This window comes from Aeromicrobium fastidiosum (assembly GCF_017876595.1).
GTDB lineage: Bacteria > Actinomycetota > Actinomycetes > Propionibacteriales > Nocardioidaceae > Aeromicrobium > Aeromicrobium fastidiosum.
Genome location: NZ_JAGIOG010000001.1, coordinates 193012 through 215109, shown reverse-complemented (window position 1 = coordinate 215109; position 22098 = coordinate 193012). Strand labels below are relative to the sequence as shown.

General features: G+C 70.1%; 29 protein-coding genes and 1 tRNA gene. 22 read left to right on the top strand and 8 right to left on the bottom strand.

The genetic code is table 11. The features are described from left to right. From JOF40_RS01095 to JOF40_RS01045, 11 genes are all read left to right on the top strand, one after another. Entirely contained in the window at window positions 1–702 is a 702-nt protein-coding gene (locus JOF40_RS01095; protein ID WP_245343203.1) for a MazG nucleotide pyrophosphohydrolase domain-containing protein, read from the top strand. Window positions 703–852: 150 nt separating this feature from the next. After that, window positions 853–2148 carry a phosphopyruvate hydratase gene (gene eno, locus JOF40_RS01090; RefSeq protein ID WP_129183284.1) on the top strand — a complete coding sequence of 432 codons (1296 nt, stop codon included), beginning with the start codon at window positions 853–855 and terminating at the stop codon, window positions 2146–2148. A gap of 186 nt (window positions 2149–2334) precedes the next feature. Then, entirely contained in the window at window positions 2335–2742 is a 408-nt protein-coding gene (locus JOF40_RS01085; RefSeq protein ID WP_188111743.1) for an FtsB family cell division protein, read from the top strand. Continuing rightward, complete coding sequence (locus JOF40_RS01080; RefSeq protein ID WP_246152807.1) at window positions 2739–3248, top strand: DUF501 domain-containing protein; 510 nt, start codon at window positions 2739–2741, stop codon at window positions 3246–3248. The genes JOF40_RS01085 and JOF40_RS01080 overlap by 4 nt, the downstream gene beginning before the upstream one ends. Before the next feature lie 81 nt (window positions 3249–3329). Continuing rightward, a complete protein-coding gene (locus JOF40_RS01075) occupies window positions 3330–4253 on the top strand; it encodes a Ppx/GppA phosphatase family protein (RefSeq protein WP_129183280.1) in 924 nt (307 codons plus the stop codon). A gap of 131 nt (window positions 4254–4384) precedes the next feature. Continuing rightward, window positions 4385–5293, top strand: a complete 909-nt coding sequence (locus JOF40_RS01070; protein ID WP_129183278.1) for an NAD(P)-dependent oxidoreductase — start codon at window positions 4385–4387, stop codon at window positions 5291–5293. 6 nt (window positions 5294–5299) lie between these two features. After that, a tRNA-Leu gene (locus JOF40_RS01065) sits at window positions 5300–5373 on the top strand. Window positions 5374–5400: 27 nt separating this feature from the next. Further along, window positions 5401–5616 carry a helix-hairpin-helix domain-containing protein gene (locus JOF40_RS01060; RefSeq protein ID WP_129183276.1) on the top strand — a complete coding sequence of 72 codons (216 nt, stop codon included), beginning with the start codon at window positions 5401–5403 and terminating at the stop codon, window positions 5614–5616. 67 nt (window positions 5617–5683) lie between these two features. Further along, window positions 5684–5980 carry a putative quinol monooxygenase gene (locus JOF40_RS01055; protein WP_129183274.1) on the top strand — a complete coding sequence of 99 codons (297 nt, stop codon included), beginning with the start codon at window positions 5684–5686 and terminating at the stop codon, window positions 5978–5980. A 71-nt stretch (window positions 5981–6051) separates the two neighbouring features. Further along, window positions 6052–7032: an aldo/keto reductase gene (locus JOF40_RS01050; RefSeq protein WP_129183272.1), complete on the top strand. Its 981-nt coding sequence runs from the start codon at window positions 6052–6054 to the stop codon at window positions 7030–7032. Window positions 7033–7097: 65 nt separating this feature from the next. Then, on the top strand, window positions 7098–7556 hold the full coding sequence (locus JOF40_RS01045; RefSeq protein ID WP_129183270.1) for a GNAT family N-acetyltransferase: 459 nt from the start codon (window positions 7098–7100) through the stop codon (window positions 7554–7556). Between the two features lie 4 nt (window positions 7557–7560). On the opposite strand, the gene JOF40_RS01040 is transcribed toward JOF40_RS01045, so the two are convergent. Together JOF40_RS01040 and trmB are read right to left on the bottom strand one after the other, a co-directional pair. Then, complete coding sequence (locus JOF40_RS01040; protein WP_129183268.1) at window positions 7561–7947, bottom strand: DUF3052 family protein; 387 nt, start codon at window positions 7945–7947, stop codon at window positions 7561–7563. 9 nt (window positions 7948–7956) lie between these two features. Then, window positions 7957–8691 (bottom strand): tRNA (guanosine(46)-N7)-methyltransferase TrmB, encoded by a 735-nt coding sequence (gene trmB / locus JOF40_RS01035; RefSeq protein WP_246152808.1) that lies wholly within the window; start codon window positions 8689–8691, stop codon window positions 7957–7959. A gap of 18 nt (window positions 8692–8709) precedes the next feature. On the opposite strand from trmB, the gene JOF40_RS01030 reads away from it, so the two are divergent. The 4 genes from JOF40_RS01030 to JOF40_RS01015 all read left to right on the top strand — a co-directional run bounded on the left by JOF40_RS01030 (window position 8710) and on the right by JOF40_RS01015 (window position 11555). Further along, entirely contained in the window at window positions 8710–9228 is a 519-nt protein-coding gene (locus tag JOF40_RS01030) for a DinB family protein (protein WP_129183266.1), read from the top strand. Window positions 9229–9294: 66 nt separating this feature from the next. Then, the gene (locus JOF40_RS01025; protein WP_129183264.1) at window positions 9295–9630 is read left to right on the top strand and encodes a PadR family transcriptional regulator; all 336 of its coding nucleotides are present in this window, start codon (window positions 9295–9297) and stop codon (window positions 9628–9630) included. Beyond that, the gene (locus tag JOF40_RS01020; RefSeq protein ID WP_129183262.1) at window positions 9627–10637 is read left to right on the top strand and encodes a hypothetical protein; all 1011 of its coding nucleotides are present in this window, start codon (window positions 9627–9629) and stop codon (window positions 10635–10637) included. The genes JOF40_RS01025 and JOF40_RS01020 overlap by 4 nt, the downstream gene beginning before the upstream one ends. Before the next feature lie 84 nt (window positions 10638–10721). Continuing rightward, a complete protein-coding gene (locus JOF40_RS01015; protein ID WP_129183261.1) occupies window positions 10722–11555 on the top strand; it encodes a Bax inhibitor-1/YccA family protein in 834 nt (277 codons plus the stop codon). Between the two features lie 217 nt (window positions 11556–11772). On the opposite strand, the gene JOF40_RS01010 is transcribed toward JOF40_RS01015, so the two are convergent. Then, window positions 11773–12714 carry an SGNH/GDSL hydrolase family protein gene (locus JOF40_RS01010; RefSeq protein WP_129183259.1) on the bottom strand — a complete coding sequence of 314 codons (942 nt, stop codon included), beginning with the start codon at window positions 12712–12714 and terminating at the stop codon, window positions 11773–11775. Between the two features lie 85 nt (window positions 12715–12799). Between JOF40_RS01010 and JOF40_RS01005 the strand changes: the two genes are divergently transcribed. From JOF40_RS01005 to JOF40_RS00990, 4 genes are read left to right on the top strand one after another with little or no spacing between them, the layout of a single operon-like run. Beyond that, window positions 12800–13489, top strand: coding sequence for a tyrosine-protein phosphatase (locus JOF40_RS01005; protein ID WP_129183257.1), 690 nt, complete (start codon window positions 12800–12802; stop codon window positions 13487–13489). Then, window positions 13486–14385, top strand: coding sequence for a pirin family protein (locus tag JOF40_RS01000; protein ID WP_129183254.1), 900 nt, complete (start codon window positions 13486–13488; stop codon window positions 14383–14385). The genes JOF40_RS01005 and JOF40_RS01000 overlap by 4 nt, the downstream gene beginning before the upstream one ends. Before the next feature lie 60 nt (window positions 14386–14445). Continuing rightward, entirely contained in the window at window positions 14446–15264 is an 819-nt protein-coding gene (locus JOF40_RS00995) for an SDR family NAD(P)-dependent oxidoreductase (protein WP_129183252.1), read from the top strand. A gap of 34 nt (window positions 15265–15298) precedes the next feature. Continuing rightward, the gene (locus tag JOF40_RS00990; RefSeq protein WP_129183250.1) at window positions 15299–16834 is read left to right on the top strand and encodes a cytochrome P450; all 1536 of its coding nucleotides are present in this window, start codon (window positions 15299–15301) and stop codon (window positions 16832–16834) included. Here the strand turns inward: JOF40_RS00990 and JOF40_RS00985 are convergent. After that, window positions 16735–17160 (bottom strand): VOC family protein, encoded by a 426-nt coding sequence (locus tag JOF40_RS00985; RefSeq protein WP_129183248.1) that lies wholly within the window; start codon window positions 17158–17160, stop codon window positions 16735–16737. The genes JOF40_RS00990 and JOF40_RS00985 overlap by 100 nt on opposite strands. A gap of 68 nt (window positions 17161–17228) precedes the next feature. Further along, a complete protein-coding gene (locus JOF40_RS00980; RefSeq protein WP_129183246.1) occupies window positions 17229–18080 on the bottom strand; it encodes an SDR family oxidoreductase in 852 nt (283 codons plus the stop codon). A gap of 105 nt (window positions 18081–18185) precedes the next feature. Between JOF40_RS00980 and JOF40_RS00975 the strand changes: the two genes are divergently transcribed. Further along, entirely contained in the window at window positions 18186–18572 is a 387-nt protein-coding gene (locus tag JOF40_RS00975) for a winged helix-turn-helix transcriptional regulator (protein ID WP_129183244.1), read from the top strand. 49 nt (window positions 18573–18621) lie between these two features. Further along, window positions 18622–19419, top strand: a complete 798-nt coding sequence (locus tag JOF40_RS00970; protein ID WP_129183242.1) for an SDR family NAD(P)-dependent oxidoreductase — start codon at window positions 18622–18624, stop codon at window positions 19417–19419. A 91-nt stretch (window positions 19420–19510) separates the two neighbouring features. On the opposite strand, the gene JOF40_RS00965 is transcribed toward JOF40_RS00970, so the two are convergent. Both JOF40_RS00965 and JOF40_RS00960 read right to left on the bottom strand, forming a co-directional pair. Further along, entirely contained in the window at window positions 19511–20071 is a 561-nt protein-coding gene (locus tag JOF40_RS00965) for a mismatch-specific DNA-glycosylase (RefSeq protein WP_129183241.1), read from the bottom strand. A 24-nt stretch (window positions 20072–20095) separates the two neighbouring features. Next, entirely contained in the window at window positions 20096–20668 is a 573-nt protein-coding gene (locus tag JOF40_RS00960; protein WP_209674308.1) for a hypothetical protein, read from the bottom strand. Between the two features lie 203 nt (window positions 20669–20871). On the opposite strand from JOF40_RS00960, the gene JOF40_RS00955 reads away from it, so the two are divergent. After that, complete coding sequence (locus tag JOF40_RS00955; RefSeq protein ID WP_209674306.1) at window positions 20872–21327, top strand: DUF4279 domain-containing protein; 456 nt, start codon at window positions 20872–20874, stop codon at window positions 21325–21327. Between the two features lie 108 nt (window positions 21328–21435). On the opposite strand, the gene msrA is transcribed toward JOF40_RS00955, so the two are convergent. Further along, window positions 21436–22083 (bottom strand): peptide-methionine (S)-S-oxide reductase MsrA, encoded by a 648-nt coding sequence (msrA, locus tag JOF40_RS00950; RefSeq protein ID WP_129183237.1) that lies wholly within the window; start codon window positions 22081–22083, stop codon window positions 21436–21438. Between the last annotated feature and the right edge of the window lie 15 nt (window positions 22084–22098).

The window sequence follows — 22098 nt, the reverse complement described above, 5'->3', positions numbered from 1 at the left end:
ATGCAGGTGCTGGTGCTCAGCCCGCGTGTAGCCCCAGGCATCCTGACGCTGGCCGCGTGGGACGCGCTGCGCGCCGCGAGCGTCGTGCGGGCCTCCGTCGACGATCCGCACGTCCGGGCGATCGTCGACTCAGGCATCGCCGTCGATGCCGGCACGGGCGCGCCCACCTACGAGCCGGGCTCGGTATGGATCGCACCGACGGGTGACGCGACGTGGGCCCGTTCGGTGGCCGACGACTTGACGGGACCGGACGGTCAGCAGCGGCAGGTCGAGGTGGTCTTCGGCTCCTACGACCTGCCCGGATCGGGCCTGCTCGACGTCGTCGACGTCATGGACCGGCTGCGCCGCGAGTGCCCCTGGACCGCCGGGCAGACGCACGAGTCGCTGGCGCGGTACGTCCTGGAGGAGGCGCAGGAGGTGCACGAGGCGCTGGCCGACGGCGACTCCGACCACGTCCGCGAAGAGCTCGGCGACCTGCTCATGCAGGTGGTGTTCCACGCCCGCATCGCCGCCGAGTCGCAGGGCTGGGACGTCGATGACGTGGCAGCCGGCATCGCGGCCAAGCTGATCCGCCGCAACCCCCACGTCTTCGCGCCCGAGACGCTCGACCACGTCCCCACCACGGCTGACGAGATCGACGCCCAGTGGCAGCGCATCAAGCTGACCGAGCGCGCGTCCGACCCGTACTCGCACCCCCACTGAGCCGACCCGGGCGGTGCGCTGGCGTCCACTTCGGCCATCTCGGTGGACGTCAGTGCACCGCCGCTCCGCCTGCGGCGAGGCGGTGCGGGCCGGTGGGCCCGCGGGACTAGGCTGTGGCAGCACGTTCTTTCACTCATGAGGAGCAGTCTCTTGGCACGCATCGACGCCGTCGGAGCACGGGAAATTCTGGATTCACGGGGCAACCCCACCGTCGAGGTCGAGGTCGCCCTCGACGACGGCACGATCGGGCGCGCCGCGGTGCCGTCCGGCGCCTCGACGGGTGCCTTCGAGGCCGTCGAGCTGCGTGACGGTGACAAGAAGCGCTACCTCGGCAAGGGCGTGCTCAAGGCCGTCGCCGGCGTCAACAACACGATCGGCCCGGCCCTCGTGGGCTTCGAGGCCGACGACCAGCGCGCCATCGACCTGGCCATGCTGGGCCTCGACGGCACCGCCAACAAGGCCACGCTCGGCGCCAACGCGATCCTCGGCGTCTCGCTGGCCGCCGCCCGCGCCGCCGCCGACTCGGCCAAGCTGCCGCTGTTCCGCTACGTCGGCGGTCCCAACGCGCACGTGCTGCCGGTGCCGATGATGAACATCCTCAACGGCGGCTCGCATGCCGACTCCAACGTCGACATCCAGGAGTTCATGATCGCGCCGATCGGCGCGCCCACGTTCTCCGAGGCGCTGCGCCAGGGTGCAGAGGTCTACCACGCGCTCAAGTCGGTGCTCAACGAGCGCGGACTCTCCACGGGCCTCGGCGACGAGGGCGGCTTCGCCCCCAACCTCGACTCCAACCGGGCCGCGCTCGAGCTCATCTCGGTCGCGGTCGAGAAGGCCGGCCTCAAGGTCGGTACCGACATCGCGATGGCGCTCGACGTCGCCGCGTCCGAGTTCTTTTCGGCGTCTTCTTCTGGGACAGGCTCGTACTCCTTCGAGGGCCAGCAGAAGTCGGCCGAGGAGATGTCGGCCTACTACGCGCAGCTCGCCGCCGACTTCCCGATCGTCTCGATCGAGGACCCCCTCGACGAGGACGACTGGGAAGGCTGGACGACGCTGACCGAGACGATCGGCGACGACGTGCAGATCGTCGGCGACGACCTGTTCGTGACCAACGTCGAGCGACTGACCCGAGGCATCTCCGAGGGCGCTGCCAACGCGCTGCTCGTCAAGGTCAACCAGATCGGCTCGCTCACGGAGACCCTCGACTCGGTCGACCTGGCCCACCGCCACGGCTTCAGCTGCATGATGAGCCACCGCTCGGGCGAGACCGAGGACACCACGATCGCCGACCTCGCTGTCGCGACCAACTGCGGCCAGATCAAGACCGGTGCGCCGGCCCGCTCCGACCGTGTCGCCAAGTACAACCAGCTGCTGCGCATCGAGGAGCTGCTGGGCTCGGCGGCCAGCTACGCGGGAGCCTCGGCGTTCCCCCGGCTGGCTCTCTGACGCATGGCATCACGTTCGCCCCGCGGTCGCGGTCGGCCTCCATCCCGGAAGCCGACCGCGACGCGGGGTGGACGCCGCACCCCCCGGGCGGGAGCGTCCGCGACGTCCCGCCCGAGCCCGACACCGGCGAAGTCCGTCTCGACGGGCTCGATCGGTTCCGGCCCTCAGCTGACGACGCGGGCGATCGTGCTGCTCGCGGTCGTCCTGCTGCTCATCGCGTCGTACACGTCGACGTTGCACGCGTGGTGGCAGCAGCGCTCCGAGATCCAGGCCACCAGGGCTGAGATCGCGACGCGCAAGGAGTCGATCGTCGAGCTCGAGGACCAGATCTCCCGCTGGGACGACCCCGCGTACGTCAAGCAGCAGGCCAAGGAACGCTTCGGCTGGGTCTCGCCGGGCGAGGTCGGATACCGGGTCATCGGCAGCGACGGCAAGGTGCAGGGCGCCGACGTCCCGACGCTCGACGCACCTCCCCGGCCGGCCGACCCCGAGTGGTACGACAAGCTCTGGGGCAGCGTCAAGGAGGCCGGCAAGAAGCCCACCCCCGCCCCGACCACCGAACCCGAACCCGACAAGGTGCTGAAGAACCAGTGACAGTCGCCCAGGCCGACCTCGACGCCGTCGCCGACCAGCTCGGACGTCCCCCGCGGGGCATCCTCGAGATCATGTCGCGCTGCCCGTCCGGCCATCCCAACGTGGTCAAGACCGAGCCGCGGCTCGACGACGGCACGCCGTTCCCGACGATGTTCTACCTGACGTGCCCGCGCCTGGCCGGCGAGATCGGCACGCTCGAGGCGTCCGGCCTGATGCGCGAGATGAGCGCCCGGCTGCTCGAGGACCAGGCCCTCGCCGAGGCCTACCAGCGCGCGCACGACGAGTACCTCGCCGAGCGCGAGGCGCTCGGCCACGTGCCCGAGATCGACGGCATCACGGCCGGCGGCATGCCGACCCGGGTCAAGTGCCTGCACGTGCTGGCCGGCCACTCCCTGGCCAAGGGCCCCGGCGTCAACCCGCTCGGCGACGAGACGCTCGAGCTGCTCGGGGAGTGGTGGCGGGGCAGCCCGTGCGACCCCGAGTGGGTCGCGCCCGTCGACGACTGAGGCGGCACGCGACGGGCGTGTGAGGCTTCGCACGCCTGCGGCTGCGGCTCGCGTGGGCGGGCGATGGCTATGCTCGTCGGCATGCCTGAGCATCGCGCCCGAGTCGCTGCGATCGACTGCGGCACCAACTCCATCCGTCTGCTGATCAGCGACGTGGGTGACGACGACAAGTCCGACCTCCTGCGCGAGATGCGCGTCGTCCGTCTCGGACAGGACGTCGACCGCACCCACCACCTCGCCGAGGACGCCATCGCCCGCACCCTGCAGGCCACCCGCGAGTACGCCGAGCTCATCGCGATGTTCGGGGTCACCGACATCCGGTTCTGCGCCACGTCGGCGGTGCGCGATGCCGACAACGCGGCCGAGCTGGAGGACGCCGTCGAGGGCATCCTCGGTGTCCGACCCGTCGTGCTCGCGGGGCTCGACGAGGCCCGGGCATCGTTCCTGGGCGCGACCCGTGGGCTCGATTCGGTGCGCACGCTCGTGGTCGACATCGGGGGAGGGTCGACCGAGATCGTCGTCGGTACCGGCGACAGCATCGAGTGGTCGGTGTCGCTCGACATCGGCTCGGTGCGGCTCACCGAGAGGTTCCTCGCGGGCGACCCGGCACCCGTCGCGGAGGTCACGGCGTGCATGGACCACGTCGACGCGGTGCTCGCGCCCGTCGTGTCGCAGATCGCGCCGGTCGGCTCGTTCGTGGGGGTCGCGGGCACCGTCACGACGGTCGCGGCCCACTCGCTGGGTCTGCCGTCGTACGACTCCGCGGCCATCCACCTGGCCCGGCTCGACCTCGACGACGTGAGCGCCGCGTGCCTGTCACTGGCCCAGATGACGATCGCCGACCGTCGCGCCCTGCCGTTCATGCACCCCGGACGCGCCGACGTCATCGGTGCCGGGTCGCTGATCCTGGATCGTCTGGTGGCCCTGCTGCCGCTCGAGACCGACACCCTCGTGGTCAGCGAGCACGACATCCTCGACGGCATCGCCTGGGACATGGCCACCTGACCGCTCCCGCGGTCCGCTGGGGGCACCTCCCGCTTGCGGGGGAGTGCTGCCGTTTGGTCTTTTCGGGACGGCGTGTCTGACCACGACGCACCACTCGCGCACTGGTTTGCGCCACTCGGCATGATCGACTCATGACCTCCCGCACCCTGCACGTGACCGTCCCCGACGAGAGCTGGCTCGAGAGCCTGGACGACCTCGAGGGCGTCGAGCTGTCGGTGTGGGACATGGGGGCCCCGCAGCCCGAGCACCACGTCGATCTGGCTCTGCGGCCGTACACCCTGGCCGCTGGAGGGCTCGAGGTCCTCGACGCCGACCGGCTCGACGTCGTCCAGTCGCAGCTGCTCGGCTTCGATGGCGTGGCCGATTCCTTGCCGGACGGGATCGTCTACTGCAACGCCGTCGGGGTCCACGAGGGGTCGACGGCCGAGCTCGCGGTGGCCCTGCTGCTGGCGTCCCAGCGCGAGATCGACCGCTATGCGCGCGAGACCGGGCAGTGGAACAAGAGCTTCACCGCGAGCCTCATCGACCGGCGGCTGATGCTGCTCGGGACGGGTGGAATCGGCCGGGAGATCGAGAAACGGCTCGGGGGCTTCGGTGCCGAGCTGGTGCGCGTCGCCTCGACGTCCCGTGAGGATGACCGCGGCACGGTGCACGGCCAGGACGAGCTCCCCGACCTGCTGCCCACCGTCGATGCGGTGCTGCTGGCCGTCCCGCTGTCGGACAGCACCACGCGGCTCGTCGACGATGCGTTCCTGACGGCGCTGCCCGATGGTGCCGTCGTCGTCAACGTCTCGCGCGGCAAGGTCGTCGACACCGATGCCGTCGTGCGCCAAGCCGGACGCATCCGGCTGGCCGCCGACGTCACCGACCCCGAACCGCTCCCGCCCGAGCACCCGCTGTGGACGACGCCGGGCATCCTGATCTCCCCGCACGTCGGCGGGATGTCGAGCGCCATGCGTCCTCGCATCGAGGCCGTGGTCCGCCGCCAGGTCGCTCGGCTGCTCGCGGGACAGCGCCCGGACGACGTTGTCCTAGGCTGACCTCGCGCTCCCGTAGCCCAATTGGCAGAGGCAGATGGCTTAAACCCGTCGCAGTGTGGGTTCGACCCCCACCGGGAGCACCCGCCGAGACGAACCAGGAGGGCCCGATGCCACCCGAGGATTCCCCTGTCCCGACCGAGTACCCACCGTCGCTGGGCCGCACGGCCCGTCGTCAGCTCGCGCTCGCCGGCTTCACGACGTTCGCCCAGCTGACCGAGGCGACGCCGAAACAGCTGCTCGCGATCCACGGTGTCGGGCCGCGCGCGATCCGCCTCCTCACCGACGAGCTGGCCGAGCGTGGCCTCACGTGGCGAGCGCCGTGAGACGTCCGACAGGCAGAAGGGCTCGACGCGCCGTACGGTGACTGCACACCCACCACCCGGAGGTCGCATGAGCATCAACGTCGTCGCCGTCATCACCGCCAAGCCCGGTTCGGAGGACGTCGTGCGCGAGGCGCTGAAGGGCCTCGTCGAGCCGACCCGCGACGAGGCGGGGTGCATCGCGTACGACCTGTCGGAGTCGACCGTCGCCGCCGGCACCTTCATCACGGTCGAGGAGTGGGACGGCCAGTCCGACCTCGACGCGCACATGCAGACCCCGCACATCCAGTCGGCCCTCTCGGTGCTGGGGTCCGAGCTCGCCGCCGCACCGGCGATCCACCCGCTGCAGCCGTTGATCGTCGGCTGAGGCCGCCGGGCGGGCGCGCGTCGGTGCCGGTGCCTAGGGTGGAGGTCCACCCCTCGAAGGAGCATCGCCTGATGGACACCCGCACACTCGGACGCACGGGACGCGACGTCTCCGTGGTCGGCCTCGGCACCTGGCAGCTGGGTGCCGACTGGGGCGACGTCAGTCACGAGGACGCCGTCGCGGTGCTCGACGCCGCGGTCGACGAGGGGGTGACGTTCTTCGATACTGCCGACGTCTACGGAGACGGCCGCAGCGAGCAGATCATCGGCGAGTACCTGCGCAGCCGGCCCGAGCTCGACGTGTTCGTCGCGACCAAGATGGGCCGCCGCGGCGAGCAGGTGACGGACAGCTTCACGATGGACAACTTCCGCACCTGGACCGACAGGTCGCGCGGCAACCTCGGCGTCGAGACCCTCGACCTCGTTCAGCTGCACTGTCCGCCGAGCGCGGTGTTCGCCGACGACCGGGTCTTCGACGCCCTCGACACGCTGGTCGACGAGAAGGTCATGGCGGCCTACGGCGTCAGCGTCGAGACGGTCGACGAGGCGCTGACCGCGATCGCCCGCCCCCACGTCGCGAGCGTCCAGATCATCCTCAACGTGTTCCGGCTCAAGCCCCTCGACGAGGTGCTGCCGGCCGCGCGCGAGGCAGGCGTCGGCATCATCGCCAGGGTGCCGCTGGCGTCCGGGCTGCTGTCGGGTCGCTACACCGAGCAGACCACGTTCGCCGCCGACGACCACCGCACCTACAACCGGTCCGGCGAGGCGTTCGACGTCGGCGAGACGTTCTCCGGCGTCGACTTCGCGACGGGGGTCGCCGCGGCGCGCGAGTTCGGTGCGCTGGTGCCCTCCGGCGTCCGACCGTCAGAGGCGGCGATCGCCTGGATCCTGGCGCAGGACGGCGTCACCGCGGCCATCCCTGGTGCGCGCAACGTCGAGCAGGCGCGAGGCAACGCGGCCGCGGCTGCCGTCGACCTGCCGGACGGCTTCGACGCCGACGTCCACGAGATCTACGACCGGCTGCTACGGGCGGAGATCCATCCCCGCTGGTAGCGCCGTCCGGACGCCGGCGGCAGTAGGCTGACCCGCATCGACGACGGGGGAGGGGAGGGCACCGGATGATCCTGTCCTCGCCCGACCCGGCCGCCGACCCGTTCGTCGCGACAGCCGTGCTGGGGCTGCAGCTCGCGTCGTACGCCGTCGAGGCCGAGCTGGTCGGGGACGACCGTCTGCCACCGCTGCTCGAGGACGCACACGCCCTGGCCGCCTGGCGAGGACGTTGGCTCATGGCGTGGGACGGCGTCGAGCTCGTCGGCGCGGTCGCGTGGACCGGCGTCGGCGACCACGTCGACCTCGCCAAGGTCATGGTCAGCCCGCCGGCGATGCGCAGGGGGGTGGCCACGGCGATGCTGAGTCGGGTGCTCAGCGCGACGGACGGACGCGACGTCGTCGTGTCGACGGGCCGCGACAACGCTCCTGCGGTCTCGTTCTACGCGCGGCACGGCTTCGTCCGCGAGGCCGACGAGCACGTGCCGCCGGGCATCTGGACCACCCGATTCAGGCTCGCGCGAGGCTAGCCGGCTACGACTGCTCGATGCGGAGCGCAGCCCAGGTGTCGTCGAGCAGGATCGACTCCTCGGCGAACCAGCCGTAGTCGGCGACGAGCTCCTGGATGGAGTCCTCGTCGATGTCGTCCTCGCGGATCGCGTAGGCGACCCACACGACGGGGATCGATCCGAGCTGTGGCAGCACGTCGTCGAAGCTGTCGGCGAGCCGTGTGCGGTCGTCGGCGAACAGGATCGCCGCGTCGACCGACTCCGGCGCGTCCTCGTCGCGGGTCTCGATCATCTCGGCACCCTCCGGCATGGGATCGAGCACCGAGGTCTCCTCGACCGTGGTCCCGATGATCCACACCACGAACCCGTCGGAGATCCGCAGCTTCTCGGCGTTCGTCACGTCGGTGGTCATGGCCTCATCCTAGAGGGTCGGCACGTCGCTCCCGGGCGTCCGCCGAACCGCCACGAGGTCGCGGATGTCGCGGTCGACGCGCAGTCCCTTGTCCTCGAAGCGGGTCAGCGGGCGTCCCTCGAACCGGGGGGCCCAGTCACCGTCGAAATCGAAGTCGGCGCTGCCCGCCAGCACGTCGCGCATCTGGTCGGCGTACTCCTGCCAGTCGGTCGCGAGGCGCCACCGTCCACCCGGCTCGACGACGCGCGCGGCCAGCTCGGCGAAGGCAGGCGTGACGAGACGGCGCTTGTTGTGCCGCTTCTTGTGCCAAGGATCAGGGAACCAGACCCGCAGCTCGTGCACGGACGCCGGAGCGAGCATCGTGCTGAGCGCCTCGGCCGCGTTGACGATCATGAGCCGGACGTTCTCGACGCCGCGGTGACGCATCGTGACGAGGGTCTGCGCAACGCCGGGCACGTAGACCTCGAGACCCAGGAAGTTGAGCTCGGGGTGCTGCTCCGCGGCGTGCACGACGGCCTCACCGCGTCCGGTGCCGATCTCGACGACCAGGGGTGCCTCGCGGCCGAACAGGGCGGTCGGGTCGAGGACGTACGACGGGTCGATCGACGTCTCGGGCCCGTTGTCGGGCGCCTCGGTCACGTAGGTGGACGACAGGGCGTCCCACGCGGCCTGCTGGCGCTCGGAGAGACGGCCGCCGCGGCGGGTGAACGAGACGGGCTCGGTGCGGTAGGGGGCGGGTTCCACGGGCGCTAGCGTAGTTGCGTGGATATCGAGCCTGACACCAAGGACTGGACCTGGGTCCTCGAGCAGCCGTGCCCCGAGTGCGGCTTCGATGCCGGGCAGGTGCCGGCGACCGAGGTGGCCGTCCGCGTGCTCGCCACGCTGCCGCGCTGGGAGGCCGTGCTGGCCCGACCTGACGCGGCCGAGCGTCCCACGCCCGGCACGTGGTCGCCCGCCGAGTACGCGTGCCACGTCCGCGACGTCTTCGACGTGTTCGCCCGGCGGGTCGACCTGATGCTCGCCGAGGACGATCCGGCGTTCGACAACTGGGACCAGGACGTCACGGCGATCGAGCACGACTATGCCGGCCAACGAGCGTCCGACGTGGCCCCCCTGCTGGACGAGTCCGGTCGGTCGGCCGCTGCGACGTTCGCCGCGGTGCCGGACGACGCGTGGGGCCGCACGGGACGGCGCAGCAACGGCTCGATCTTCACGGTCGAGACGCTGGCGCTGTACTTCCTGCACGACGTCGTCCACCACCTCGTCGACGTCCGCGGCTGAGCTGCCCATCTGCGACTTGGCTTGTGGATCACGCACTAGTGCGGATTGCGTGGTACTGTCCCATCCATGGATGCGACCCAGCTGCTCAAGGGAGTGCTCGACGTCGCCGTGCTCGCGGTCGTCGAGGAGGAGGACGGCTACGGCTACGACGTCGTGCGCCGGTTGCGAGCGGCCGGGCTCGAGGACGTCGGTGACGCCTCGGTCTACGGGACGCTGCGCCGGCTCTACTCGGCCGGGGCGCTGACGTCGTACGTCGTCCCGTCCGAGGAGGGGCCGCACCGGAAGTACTACGGCATCAACGCCCAGGGGAGGGCGATGCTCGAGCTCCAGCGCAAGGTCTGGTCCGAGTTCTCCACCACCATGAACGCTCTGCTCGGCACCACCACAGGGGAGGCAGCATGACCACGTCCACCGTCACGCCCGAGATCGTCACGTTCGCCAAGGGCGTGCGTGCCGCGCTCGCCGACCTGCCGCCGGAGGAGGTCGACGACCTGACCGAGGGGCTCGAGGCCGATCTCGCCGAGTCGCTCGCCGAAGACCTGCGGCGCACGCTCCCCGATCCGGTCGCCTACGCGGCCGAACTGCGGCTTGCGGCCGGGCTGCCGGGACGTGTCCCCGAACGCGGGATGCTGACGGGCCTAATCGACACGTGGCGAGGAGCACGGACCGGCGTCGCCGAGGCGATCGCTCGCAATCCCGCACTCGACTCCGTGTCCGAGTTCGCGGCGTCCCTCCGGCCGTTGTGGTGGATCGTTCGGGCATGGCTGGCGACCTGGCTCCTTGCGGCCTTCTTCGGGATGGAGGACGGGTACTGGTTCGAGGCGGCGTGGTGGGTCGTGTTCCTGGCGTTCGCCGTCGTGAGCGTGCAAGGGGGGCGCGGCACATGGCGTCTTCCGGGTGTCAAGGGCGTGGTGATAGCCGGCAACGTCTTGGCGCTCGTCGCGCTCCTGCCGGTCCTCGCCGCCGCCAGGTCGTGGGGTGGTCAGAGCGACGATTACAACTTGGGGTATGCAGACGGGTCTAGCTCGGAGTCGTCTGGCGACAGGAAGGGGCTGTCGCTGGACGGGCAGCCGATCGAGAACATCTACCCCTACGACGCGGCGGGCAACAAGCTGACCGGCGTCCAGCTGTTCGATGTTGACGGGAAGCCGTTGCTGCCGAACCGCAACGTCGACGAGACGCAAGTGCAGCAGACGCCGGCGACGCTCGAGACCGGCGCGCAGGCCTACAACGTCTACCCGCTCACCGTCATGCGCATGACGTACGACGACCTCGGTGACTTGGTGCCCGACCCGAACCCGGATCCTGACAAGGCGGCGGCGTACGCCAACGGACCCTTCCTCAAGGTCCCGGCCGTCCAAGGTCCGCCTGCTCCCGCCGCCGAGGTGGTTGCAACACCCAACGAGTGATCCGGGATCAAACAGGTCGTCTCAGGCGTTGGATAGGATAGAGAAGACGACTCCAGCTCGGAGCCGATCCCACGGAGGGAAACCATGAAGAGCAGCAACCCTGTCTTCGCCCGCAGCGCCGAGTTCAACGGCCGCGGCGGCGCGATCGCCAACGACCCGTCCCAGTGGCAGGTCGACCTCAACGGGTCGCCCACGCACACGCAGCCCGGAACCGGCCGGATGACGATCGACTCGGTCGTCGAAAAGACCGCGATCACGCTGGGTCTCCTCACCGTCGCCGCAGCTGTCACGTGGTTCGCGATCGGCGACGTCATCGACCCGACCACGGGCGAAGCAGTCATGGGCAAGGCCATGACGTTCGCGATGGTCGGTGTCTTCGTCGGCTTCGCCCTCGCGATGGTCAACTCGTTCAAGAAGGTCGTCAGCCCCGCGCTCGTCCTGGCCTACGCGGTCTTCGAGGGCGTCTTCATCGGTGCCTTCTCCAAGGTCATCGCCGCATACGTGGGCGAGACGTCGATCGTCTTCCAAGCCGTCCTGGGCACGGTCGTCGCTTTCGCCGGCACGCTGGCCGCCTACAAGTTCTTCAACATCCAGGTCACCGACAAGTTCCGCAAGGTCATGATGATCTCGGGCTTCGCGATCATCGGCGTGCTGCTGATCAACATGGTGCTGAGCCTGACGGGCGTCTTCGAGTCCGGCGGTCTGCGCGGCTTCAACACCCTGGGGCTGCTCGTCTCGTGTGCGCTGGTCGTGTACGCGACCTTCTGCCTGATCCTCGACTTCGACTACGCCGAGAAGGGTATCCAGGCAGGCCTGCCGGAGCGCGAGTCCTGGCGTGTGGCCTTCGGCCTCACCGTCACGCTGGTCTGGATCTACATCGAGATCCTGCGCATCCTCGCGATCCTGCGTGGCGACTGATCACCAGCTGAACCCATGACGATGGCCGGTCCCCTCGGGGGCCGGCCATCGGTCTGTCCCGGCCCTCCCGCCGGCGGTGTCGGATTACCACGAGACCGTGGGATGCCGTCGCTCGCCGAGGGTCGCCGTCACTCACCGAGGACTGCCCGCACTCACCCAGGGTTGCAACCCCCGGTAGGTGCCGGATTCCCACGGTCTCGTGGTATTCAGCGCCCGGTTAGCCGGCGCGGCGGCGGCGCAGCACGGTCGCCCAGCGGCCGCCTGGAGCGGAGTCCTGGACGACCTGGGTGCCCGCGTTCTCGGCCGCTTCGGCCGCGGCCTCGCGCACCGACATCAGGTCGCGGGGCTTCTCGGTCGACGGGTAGCCGGCGTAGGCCAGCGTGCGGGCCCTCTCGCGCAGAGACGCTGCCACGGCCGGCACGAGCACCGACACCATGTTGGCGTAGCCGGTCTCGGACGGGTGGAAGCGATCGAGCCCGAACATGATGTCGCGGTTCTCGGTGAACAGGTTGCCGAGCAGGTCGCCGAGCGACACCGCGCGCCCACCCGCACCGACGACGGCGACGGTCTGCTTGCGGGCCAGGTTGCGGCTCCACCGGCGGGCCACGGACCGCAGCGGCTGCATGATCGGCCGCACCGACCCGAGGTCGGGGGTCGTGCCCACGACGACCTCGCAGTCGCCGGCGACCAGATGGCGCACGACCTCGCCGAGCAGGCGGGCTGATGTGCTGGGCGGCACCTGGTGCGTCACGTCGTTGGTGCCGACGACGATGACCGCGACGTGCGGCTCCCACCCGTCGACCTGGGCGATCTGCTGCATCAGCTCGGACGTCTGCGCGCCGACGACCGCCCGGCTGCGCACCTCGACGGGCGCGTCCATGACGTGCGCCAGCCCCAGGCCCAGCATCGCGGGCGGTGTCGCCTCGGCGGACGTCATGCCGTAGCCGACCGCGGCTGAGTCGCCGATGACGAGCAGTCGGATGGGGCGCCCGGGCAGGTCGTAGCCGTAGACGCCGTCGGGGGAGGGCGGACGCTCGTCGGTGGTGCCGATGGCCCTGCGGGCGAGCACGGCTTCTCCGATGAGGAATCCGTAGAACCCGGTGAGGGTGGCACCACTGCCGATGAGCGCAGTGGTGGCAGCTCTGCGGGGACGGACCATAACCCGATTTTACGATGCGCTGGCCGGTCGATCGGACGCGGACGCCCCGACGTGACATGTCTCTCCCTCCCCCTACAGTGGCGGCGTGCCTGACCTCACCCCCAATCTCCGCGACATCGGCGGCCTTCCCGCGGCAGGCGGCCGCGCGACGGCGACGGGTCGCGTGCTGCGCAGCGCCGTTCCCCGGGCCGGCGACCTGGCCCCCGACGGCATCGCGTGGCCGCCGTCGCTGGTCATCGATCTGCGGTCGTCCACCGAGCTGGCCGAGGCACATCCGCTGTCGGCGGCCGGGGCACGCATCGTCAACGTCCCGCTGCTGGCGGCACTGCGCCCGGGCGTGGCACCTGTCGACACCCTCACGCTGCTCTACCGGCTCGTGCTCGACACCGCGGCCGACGAGCTGGTGCGTCTCGTCGACGAGATCGCCCACGAGCCGGGCCCGACCCTCGTCCACTGCGCTGCTGGCAAGGACCGAACGGGCATCTCGATCGCCCTCCTGCTGCGCCTCGTCGGCGTCTCGGGTGACGACGTGCTCCACGACTACAACCTCACCGAGCACGCACGGCACGAGATCGATGCGAGGCTCCGGCCCAGCTCGGCAGGGCCGCCGCCGGCGCACACCTATCCGCCGGGGTTCGCGCACGTGTCGCCCGAGGCCATCGAGTCGGTCCTGGAGGTCTGGGACGGTCACGGCGACGGCGTCGAGGGCTGGTTCGTCGAGGCGGGCGGATCATCGACGTCGGTCGACCAGCTGCGACGTACGCTCCTCGCATGACCGAAGACCTGACGCTGGGCGCTCGCGAGGTGCCCCTCGGAGGCCTGCGCGGCCTCACCGTTCACCGCACGCTGCCGCAGAAGGGCTTCCCGACGGTGGGGGCCTGGTGCTTCGTCGACCACTTCGGACCCACGAGCCACTCGATGGCCGTCCTGCCCCACCCCCACACGGGTCTGCAGACCGTCACGTGGCCCATCGCCGGCGAGATCCGCCACCGTGACAGCCTGGGCAGCGACGTCGTGCTCAAGCCCGGCGAGCTCAACCTGATGACGTCGGGCGACGGGGTGTCCCACTCCGAGTTCTCGGTCGGCGACCCCGACGCCCCCATGCACGGCATCCAGCTGTGGGTGGCCCTGCCGTCCGATGCGCTCGAGGGCCCCGCCGGCTTCGAGCACCACCCCGACCTGCCGGTCGCGAGCGGCGACGGCTGGACGGCGAAAGTGCTGCTGGGCGAGCTCGGCGGCGCGACGTCCCCGGCCACGACCTACACCCCGATCGTCGGCGCCGAGGTGACGCTCGACCACGGGACGGCCACGCTCCCGCTGCGACCCGACTTCGAGCACGCGATCCTCGCGGTCGACGGCCCGGTCGTCGTCGACGGCGTCGAGGTCGCGCACCGCGAGCTCCGCTACCTCGCGCCCGGACGCGCGGCGGTGGGCCTGCAGGTGCCCCGCGCCACGACGGTCCTCGTCATCGGCGGCGAGCCCTTCGACGAGGAGCTCGTGATGTGGTGGAACTTCATCGGCCGCTCGCATGACGACATCGTGCTGGCGCGCGACGACTGGCAGGCCGCGGCGGAGCGGTTCGGTCGCGTCGACGGTCACGACGGACAGGTCATCCCCGCCCCGCCGCTGCCCGAGGTGCGCCTGACACCCCGCCGCAGGTCTGTCACGTAACGCAATTATCTGGTAGCGTCGATCTCGGATACCGACAGTATCCGAGTCGAGAGGATCGTCATGGGCCACTTCACCGGCAAGGTCGCCGTCGTCACCGGCGCGGCATCAGGCATCGGACGGGCGCTGGCCCTCGAGCTCGGACGCCGGGGTGCGCGGCTGGCGATCAGCGACGTCGACGTGACGGGGCTCGCCGAGACCGAGGCGCTGCTCGTCGCGGCGGGTGCCGAGGTGCGCAGCGACACCCTCGACGTGTCGCAGCGCGAGCTGGTGCTGGCGTACGCCGACACGGTCGCCGAGCACTTCGGCGTCGTCAACCTGGTCTTCAACAACGCCGGCATCGCGTTCACGGGCAGCATCGAGCAGATGTCGTTCAAGGACATCGACCGGGTCATGGACGTCGACTTCTGGGGCGTCGTCAGCGGCACCAAGGCGTTCCTTCCGCACCTGATCGCGTCGGGCGACGGTCACGTCGTCAACATCTCGAGCCTCTTCGGCCTCCTCGCCGTGCCGAAGCAGAGCGCCTACAACGCCGCCAAGTTCGCGGTCCGTGGGTTCACCGAGGCCCTGCGGCAGGAGATGATCAACGACCGCCGCCCGGTCAAGGTCACCTGCGTGCACCCCGGAGGCATCAAGACCAACATCGCGCGCAACAGCGAGCAGGTCGAGGGGCTCGACCACGACCGCCTCGCATCATCGTTCGACAAGATCGCGCGCACCTCGCCAGAACGGGCGGCCGAGGTCATCCTGGCCGGGGTCGAGAAGAACAAGGCGCGAGTGCTGATCGGCGCGGACGCCAAGGCGCTCGACGTGCTCGTGAGAGTGACGGGCTCGGGCTACCAGCGCATCGTGGCCGCAGCCAGCAAGCGCGGCGGGCTCTAGGTCGGCCGGGGACGACGGGCGAGGGGTGCGGACGGTGCGCAACGACTGGAGCGGCCAGAGCTTTCCGCACCCGCCCGGACGGCGCCCGCTGGTCGGTGACGTGCTGGGAGCCGATCCCCGCAAGCCGCTGCAGAGCTCGCTCGAGCGTTCGAAGGGGCTGGGGCCCATCTTCGAGCTCAAGATCTTCGACCAGAAGTTCGTGGTGGTCACGGGGGCCGAGCTCTCCGCCGAGCTGGCCGACGAATCACGCTTCGAGAAGGCGCTCTCGCCGGCCCTGGAGGCGCTGCGCGAGTTCGCCGGTGCGGGACTGTTCACGGCGTACAACGACGAGACCGACTGGGCGCTCGCGCACGACCTGCTGCGTCCGGCGTTCACGCGCGACGCCATGCGGCGCTACCACCCCGTGATGCTCGCTGCCGCGCAGGAGCTGTTCGACCACTGGGACGAGGCCACGGCCCCGGTCGACGTGTCGGCCGACATGACCAAGCTGACGATGGAAACCATCAGCCGCACGGCCTTCAGCCAGGACTTCGGCTCGTTCACCCGCGACGAGCCGCATCCGTTCATCCCGGCGATGATCGCCGCGCTGAGAGCCGGTCAGCGCAAGGGCACGCTCAACTCGATGCCCGGCGCGTCGTTGATGGCCAAGCGCATCGACAAGCGCAACGCGCACCACCAGGCCTACGTCGACGGGCTGCTCGACGACATCATCTCGACCCGCCGCGCCTCTCCCGAAGTGGACGACACCGATCTGCTGGGGATCATGCTGCACACCCCGCACCCCGAGACGGGTGCCCGGCTCGACGACCTCAACATCCGGCACCAGATCCTGACCTTCCTGGTGGCGGGGCACGAGACGACGTCGGGCGCGCTGTCGTTCGCGCTCTACTACCTCACGCGCAACCCGGGGCTGCTCGCCCGCGCGCACGAGGAGGTCGACCGCATCCTGGGGCCGGATCGCGACGTCGAGCCGACCTTCGAGCAGGTCGCGAAGTTCCGGTTCCTGCGCCGGGTGCTCGACGAGGGACTGCGGCTGTGGCCGACGGCCCCGGCCTATGCGCGCAGCCCGCGCGAGACCACGACCCTGTCGTCAGGGCACGTCATGCGGCCGCAGGACTGGGCTCTCGTGCTGCTGCCGGCGGTGCACCGCGATCCATCGGTCTGGGGCGACACCGCAGACGAGTTCGACCCTGACCGGTTCCTGCCCGGGCACTCCCGCGGACGTCCGACGCAGACGTACAAGCCGTTCGGCACGGGGGAGCGGTCGTGCATCGGACGACAGTTCGCCCTGCACGAGGCCATCTTGGTGCTGGCCCGGATGCTGCACCGCTACGAGCTGACGGCCGACCTGTCGTACGAGCTGTCGATCACCGAGCGGCTGACGCTGATGCCCGAGGGCTTCGAGCTGGGGCTGACGCTGCGTACGCCGGCCCGGGTCGTCGGTGCCGACGCCACCCCAGCCGCCGCGGGTCAGGAGAGCGCGACGTGCCCCGCCTCGTCGATCGACCAGCCCGGGTTGAACGCGACCTCCCACGGGTGTCCGTCGGGATCGGCGAAGTACCCCGAGTAGCCGCCCCACACCTGCTCCTCGGCGGGCTTGGTGACGGTGCCGCCGGCCGCCTCGGCCGCTGCGAGCACCTCGTCGACCTCGTTGCGCGAGCGGGTGTTGAACGCGATCGTGATGCCGCTGAACGTCGCCCCTGTGTCGGCGACCCGGGCATCAGCTGCGAGGTCGTCCCGCGTCCAGACAGCCAGCACCAGACCGTTGGTGAGCTGGTAGAACGCGACCTCGTCCTGGGGATTGCCCTTGGTCCACCCCAGGCCGTGCTCGTAGAACCGGCGGGCGCGGGCGAGGTCGGAGACGCCGAGGGTGATCAGGCTGACGCGTTGTTCCATCCTCAGACCGTAACGGCGGGGCCCGACGATGTCAGGCCCCGCTGGGTCGTTCGGTCAGGGTCGTGCGGTCAGACAGCCGTGCGCAGCGAGTCGGCCAGGGGCGTCGCCGGGCGTCCGATCAGGGTGCTGAGCTCGTTGCCCGGGATCTCGAGCTCGCCCTGCTTGATCGAGGCGTCGGTCGCGACGGTGAAGTCGACCCACATCTGCGGGACACCGGCCGCGGCAAGCGTCGTGGCCTGCTCCTCGGGCGACACCTCGGCCACGGTGACGGTGGTGCCGAGCAGGTCTCCCAGCGTCGCTGCGAGATCGGCCTGCGACCACGCGACGTCCCCACCGAGCTCGTAGACGGGCTTGAGCGGCTGGTCGGTCGTCAGCACGACGGCCGCGGCCTCGGCGAAGTCGACACGCGCAGCGCTCGAGACCTTGCCCTCGCCGGCGCTCGTCAGCACGACGCCGGTGTGACGGGCCGCGTCGACGCTCGTCAGGTAGTTCTCGTGGTACCAGCCGTTGCGCAGCAGGACGACGTCCAGATCGGTCGTCGCGAGGTACTGCTCGGTGGCGAGGTGCTCGGGGGCGACGGGCAGCGTGGACGTGTCGACCGAGGGCGCGCTGGTGTAGGCCAGCAGCGAGACGCCCTGGGCTGAGGCGGCGTCGATGACGTTGCTGTGCTGCGCGAGGCGCTGGCCGAACTCGTTGCCCGAGATCAGCAGCAGCCTGTCGACGCCCTCGAGGGCTGCCGTGAGGGCATCGGGATCGTCGTATCCGGCGATCCGGACCGTGACGCCCTTGTCGGCGAGCGGCTGCGCCTTGGCGCTGTCGCGGATGATGGCGACGATCTCGGAGGCGGGGACGCGGGTCAGCAGCGAGTCGACGACGAGGGTGCCCAGCTGTCCGCTGGCCGCGGTGACGGCGATGGTCATGGTGAGGTCCTTTCGAGTGCGGGCGGGCTGTCCGCTCGGTCACTGCGAACATACACTAACGATTAGTAAGTGCCAACTATTGGTTAGCGCTAACCAAGTGATAGCATGAGCGAACCTCAGGAGGTGCCCGTGTCCAGCGAAGCCGATCGTCCGTTCGACGTCATGGCGGGCGGGTGCCCGTCCCGCGTCGTCCTCGAGCACGTCACGAGCAAGTGGGGCGCCCTGACGCTTGCGGCCCTGTCGACCGAGCCGGCCCGCTTCGGCGAGCTGCGGCGCCACGTCGACGGCATCAGCGAGAAGATGCTGTCGCAGACGCTCAAGTCGCTCGAGCGCGACGGGCTGATCGACCGCCGTGTGCAGTCGACGCTGCCGGCGCACGTCGACTACGCGCTGACCGCAGCCGGCGAGCAGGTCGCGGCGGCGGTGCAGCAGCTCGTCCTCGCGGTCTACGACGTCATGCCCGAGGTGCTGAGAGTCGCCGAGGCGGGCTGAACCGTCCCGCGCGCCCTACGCTGGCGGTCCGGACGTCGAGAGGATCGTGATGGGATTCGAGCTGAGGGGCGCGCGAGCGCTCGTGACCGGTGCGACGGGCGGCATCGGTCAGGCCATCGCCAGGGCGCTGTCCGCCGAGGGCTGCGACCTGATGATCAGCGGACGCCGGCGCGAGGTCCTCGAACCATTGGCGGCCGAGCTGGGTGCGCGGGTCGTCGTCGCCGATCTGGCCGAGCCTGATGATGTCCGCCGCCTGATGGCCGACGCGGGCGACCTCGACGTCCTCGTCGCCAACGCGGCCCTGCCCGGATCGGGTGCCGTGCTGGAATACACGCACGAGCAGATCCGGCGCAATCTCGCGGTCAACCTCGAGGTGCCGATGCTGATGGCCCGCGACGCCGCGCTGGGGATGGCCGATCGGGGGCGTGGGCACATCGTCATGATCGGGTCGGTGGCGGGCAAGGTCGCCTCCGGCAATGCGGCGATGTACAACGCGACCAAGTTCGGGCTCCGCGGGTTCTCGCTGGCGCTGCGGCAGGACCTCGCTCCGCTGGGTGTCGGCCTCTCGATCGTCGAACCGGGGTTCGTCCGTGACGCCGGGATGTTCGTCGAGTCGGGGGCCGAGCTGCCGTCCGGTGTGCGGACCGTCAGCCCGGAGCAGGTGGCCGCCAAGGTCGTGCACGCGATCCGCAAGAACCGGGCCGAGGTCGTGGTGGCACCGGTCGAGCTGCGCGTCGGCACGGCGATCGGCGGCGTCTTCCCGACGCTGTCGGCGTCGCTGCAGCGTGCCGGTGGTGCCGACAGGGTCGCGGCCTCGATGGTCGACGGCCAGCGCGACAAACGCTGACGGGGTGCCGGTTCACCACGGTCTCGTGGGATTCCGTCACCTACCGAGGGTTGCAACGCGAGGTGGGTGAGAGCGTCCCTCGGTGGGTGCCTCAGGTCGGCGGGACGATCCCGGCCGCTGCGGCGGCGGAACGGTAGGCGGCCGCCAGCGAGGTGACGGTCTCGTGCGCGTTGAGGCCGCTGGGATTCGGGACGACCCACACCGCGGCACCGGCGATCGTCCGCTCCTGGAGTCCCGGCCGGGCCTTCTTCTCGCCGTACGCGATGCGGTAGGACGTGATGCCCGCGAACGCGACGACCTTCGGACGCCGCGCGTGGATCAGTCGTTCCAGGCGGACGCGTCCCTCGACGAGCTCGACGTCGTCCAGCTCGTCGGCCCGTGCCGACGCCCGGGCGACGATGTTGGTGATGCCCACGCCCCGCGCCGTCAGGGCCGGTGCCGCCAGCTCGGGCGTCACGGCGCCGTGGGGGATGACCCCCGCCAGCCGCAGCGCCGGGTAGAACCGGTTGCCCGGACGCGCGAAGTGCATCCCGGTCGCGGCGCTGACGAGGCCGGGGTTGATGCCGATGAACAGCAGCCGGAGGGCATCGGGCATCAGGTCGGGGATCGTGCGCCCCGCGAACGACTCGAGCTCGGCACGCGACATGGCCATGCCGGCGACGCTATCTGGTCGCGCTCAGTAGTAGGTCGGTTGAGGCTCCTCAGGATCGGCCGGGACGACGTCGAGACCGCTGCTCATGAGTGCCTGGACGGCGGCCGCGCTCGCGCCGATCCCGGCCCAGTGCGCGTCGACGTCGCTGGCGAAGCACCACGCCCGATCGGCGGGCCAGACGAGTGCGGGCACGGGCTGGCCGTGCTCGAACATCGTCTCCCACTGCGCGAGGTCGTCGCTCGTCCCCTCGGCCATGAAGTAGCGACGTTCCGGCGGCCCGACCAGCGGCTCGCGGAACACCGCCGGCGGCACGTCGTGCCCCGACCCCTCCCACACGCAGATGAACCAGCGCTCCGACTGGGTGAACCGTGCGAGGACATCGAGGGCCGACAAGGCCTGTGACCAGTCGGACGGGTGGTCGTCGGGCACCTCGACGTCGCCCTCGTGCTGTCCCGGCCGCACGGGATCGGGGATGAACCTCAGACGCGCGTAGGCCTCGAAGCCCGCAGGCCCGAAGCCCACCACCTGGTGCCAGGAGACGCCCGACGCGAGAAGCCAGTCAGCCTGTGACGTGTCAGCACACGGTCGAAGGGTCATTCACTGAAGGTACGCCCGCGTACCTTCGCCGATCCTGATGCATCCCGACCGGTATGCGGTCACGATGCATCAGGATGGGACGGTCGGACGTCGGCGACGCCGTGGGGGCCCGCAGCCTCGGTTTCTGCAGGTGCACCCGCACTAGTCTTTGATTCGTGCGACGACCCTCGTGGATGCGGATTCGGCAACAGCCACGCATGCGGATGAGCCAGTACGTCTACTTCGTGCTGGACAGCGACTCGATGTCGGCGGCCGAGATGGCTGCCTACCTAGCTGTGGATCCCGATGAGGTCCTGGTTCGGGGGAGCAGGCAGCTCGATCCTGTCCGTCCGGCGAGTCATGCTTGGAAGATCGTTTGCCGGACTCCGGGGCTTGATCTCGACGCCTTGGCCTCCGCCGTCCTCGGCCGGGTGGCCCCGGCGGCGGAACGAATTCGTCAGCTCGTCGACACGAACGAGGTGTTCGCCACGCTGCAGGTCGTGAGGTACTTCAACGATGATGACGGTCAACCGGAGGAGACCGTCACGATCGACGAGGAAGGCCACTCCTGGGAGAAGATGCCCGGGCAGCATCAGATGCTGGGGTGGTCGTTGGACGCTGAGACCCTCGAGCTGCTGGTGGCGATGGGGGCGACGATCGATGTCGACGAGTACGGATGACCGATGACCTGGGAGTGATCCCGCGTTCGATGAGCGGCGCGATGGCCGCCGACGTCAACGGGGAACTTCCCAGTCACCTAGTGACTGGGAAGTTCCCCGTTGTTGCGCTCAGGCGCCAGCAGGCTCGTACGCCACGCCCGTCGCGTGCAGCGGGCAGTAGCCGAACGGGTTCTTGACGAGGTACTGCTGGTGGTAGTCCTCGGCGTAGTAGTAACGCTCCAGCGGCATGATCGAGGTGGTGATCTCGCCGTAGCCGGCCTGGGTCATCGTGACCTGGTAGGCGTCCCGTGATGCCTCGGCCTCGGCCTGCTGCTCGGGCGTCGTGGTGAGGATGACCGAGCGGTACTGGGTGCCACGGTCGTTGCCCTGGCGCATGCCCTGGGTGGGGTCGTGGTTCTCCCAGAACGTCTTGAGCAGGTCGTGGAACGTCAGCTCGGCCGGGTCCCAGATGACGCGGACGACCTCGGCGTGACCCGTGCGGCCGGAGCACACCTCCTCGTAGGTGGGGTGCTGGGTCTGGCCGCCGGCGTATCCGACAGACGTCGACCAGACACCGGGCACCTCCCAGAACGTCTTCTCCTCGCCCCAGAAGCAACCGAGGCCGAAGACGGCGGACTCGTAGCCGTCGGGCACCTGGGTCTCGACGGGGGTGCCGAGCACGAGGTGCGTACCGCCGACCTGGAACGGACGGCCCTCGCGGCCGGGCAGGGCCGACTCGGGGGTGGGAAGCTCAGACTTGCTGCGACCGAAGATCATCGTGTTCGCCTCTCG

Excerpts from the sequence above, each read along its gene's own strand:
- JOF40_RS01095 (WP_245343203.1), top strand. The coding sequence starts at position 1 with ATGCAGGTGCTGGTGCTCAGCCCGCGTGTAGCCCCAGGCATCCTGACG.
- JOF40_RS01075 (WP_129183280.1), top strand. The coding sequence starts at position 3,330 with ATGCCTGAGCATCGCGCCCGAGTCGCTGCGATCGACTGCGGCACCAAC.
- JOF40_RS01070 (WP_129183278.1), top strand. The coding sequence starts at position 4,385 with ATGACCTCCCGCACCCTGCACGTGACCGTCCCCGACGAGAGCTGGCTC.
- JOF40_RS01060 (WP_129183276.1), top strand. The coding sequence starts at position 5,401 with ATGCCACCCGAGGATTCCCCTGTCCCGACCGAGTACCCACCGTCGCTG.
- JOF40_RS01055 (WP_129183274.1), top strand. The coding sequence starts at position 5,684 with ATGAGCATCAACGTCGTCGCCGTCATCACCGCCAAGCCCGGTTCGGAG.
- JOF40_RS01050 (WP_129183272.1), top strand. The coding sequence starts at position 6,052 with ATGGACACCCGCACACTCGGACGCACGGGACGCGACGTCTCCGTGGTC.
- JOF40_RS01045 (WP_129183270.1), top strand. The coding sequence starts at position 7,098 with ATGATCCTGTCCTCGCCCGACCCGGCCGCCGACCCGTTCGTCGCGACA.
- JOF40_RS01040 (WP_129183268.1), bottom strand. The coding sequence starts at position 7,947 with ATGACCACCGACGTGACGAACGCCGAGAAGCTGCGGATCTCCGACGGG.
- JOF40_RS01025 (WP_129183264.1), top strand. The coding sequence starts at position 9,295 with ATGGATGCGACCCAGCTGCTCAAGGGAGTGCTCGACGTCGCCGTGCTC.
- JOF40_RS01020 (WP_129183262.1), top strand. The coding sequence starts at position 9,627 with ATGACCACGTCCACCGTCACGCCCGAGATCGTCACGTTCGCCAAGGGC.
- JOF40_RS01015 (WP_129183261.1), top strand. The coding sequence starts at position 10,722 with ATGAAGAGCAGCAACCCTGTCTTCGCCCGCAGCGCCGAGTTCAACGGC.
- JOF40_RS01010 (WP_129183259.1), bottom strand. The coding sequence starts at position 12,714 with ATGGTCCGTCCCCGCAGAGCTGCCACCACTGCGCTCATCGGCAGTGGT.
- JOF40_RS01000 (WP_129183254.1), top strand. The coding sequence starts at position 13,486 with ATGACCGAAGACCTGACGCTGGGCGCTCGCGAGGTGCCCCTCGGAGGC.
- JOF40_RS00995 (WP_129183252.1), top strand. The coding sequence starts at position 14,446 with ATGGGCCACTTCACCGGCAAGGTCGCCGTCGTCACCGGCGCGGCATCA.
- JOF40_RS00985 (WP_129183248.1), bottom strand. The coding sequence starts at position 17,160 with ATGGAACAACGCGTCAGCCTGATCACCCTCGGCGTCTCCGACCTCGCC.
- JOF40_RS00980 (WP_129183246.1), bottom strand. The coding sequence starts at position 18,080 with ATGACCATCGCCGTCACCGCGGCCAGCGGACAGCTGGGCACCCTCGTC.
- JOF40_RS00975 (WP_129183244.1), top strand. The coding sequence starts at position 18,186 with ATGAGCGAACCTCAGGAGGTGCCCGTGTCCAGCGAAGCCGATCGTCCG.
- JOF40_RS00970 (WP_129183242.1), top strand. The coding sequence starts at position 18,622 with ATGGGATTCGAGCTGAGGGGCGCGCGAGCGCTCGTGACCGGTGCGACG.
- JOF40_RS00965 (WP_129183241.1), bottom strand. The coding sequence starts at position 20,071 with ATGGCCATGTCGCGTGCCGAGCTCGAGTCGTTCGCGGGGCGCACGATC.
- JOF40_RS00960 (WP_209674308.1), bottom strand. The coding sequence starts at position 20,668 with ATGACCCTTCGACCGTGTGCTGACACGTCACAGGCTGACTGGCTTCTC.
- JOF40_RS00955 (WP_209674306.1), top strand. The coding sequence starts at position 20,872 with ATGAGCCAGTACGTCTACTTCGTGCTGGACAGCGACTCGATGTCGGCG.
- msrA (WP_129183237.1), bottom strand. The coding sequence starts at position 22,083 with ATGATCTTCGGTCGCAGCAAGTCTGAGCTTCCCACCCCCGAGTCGGCC.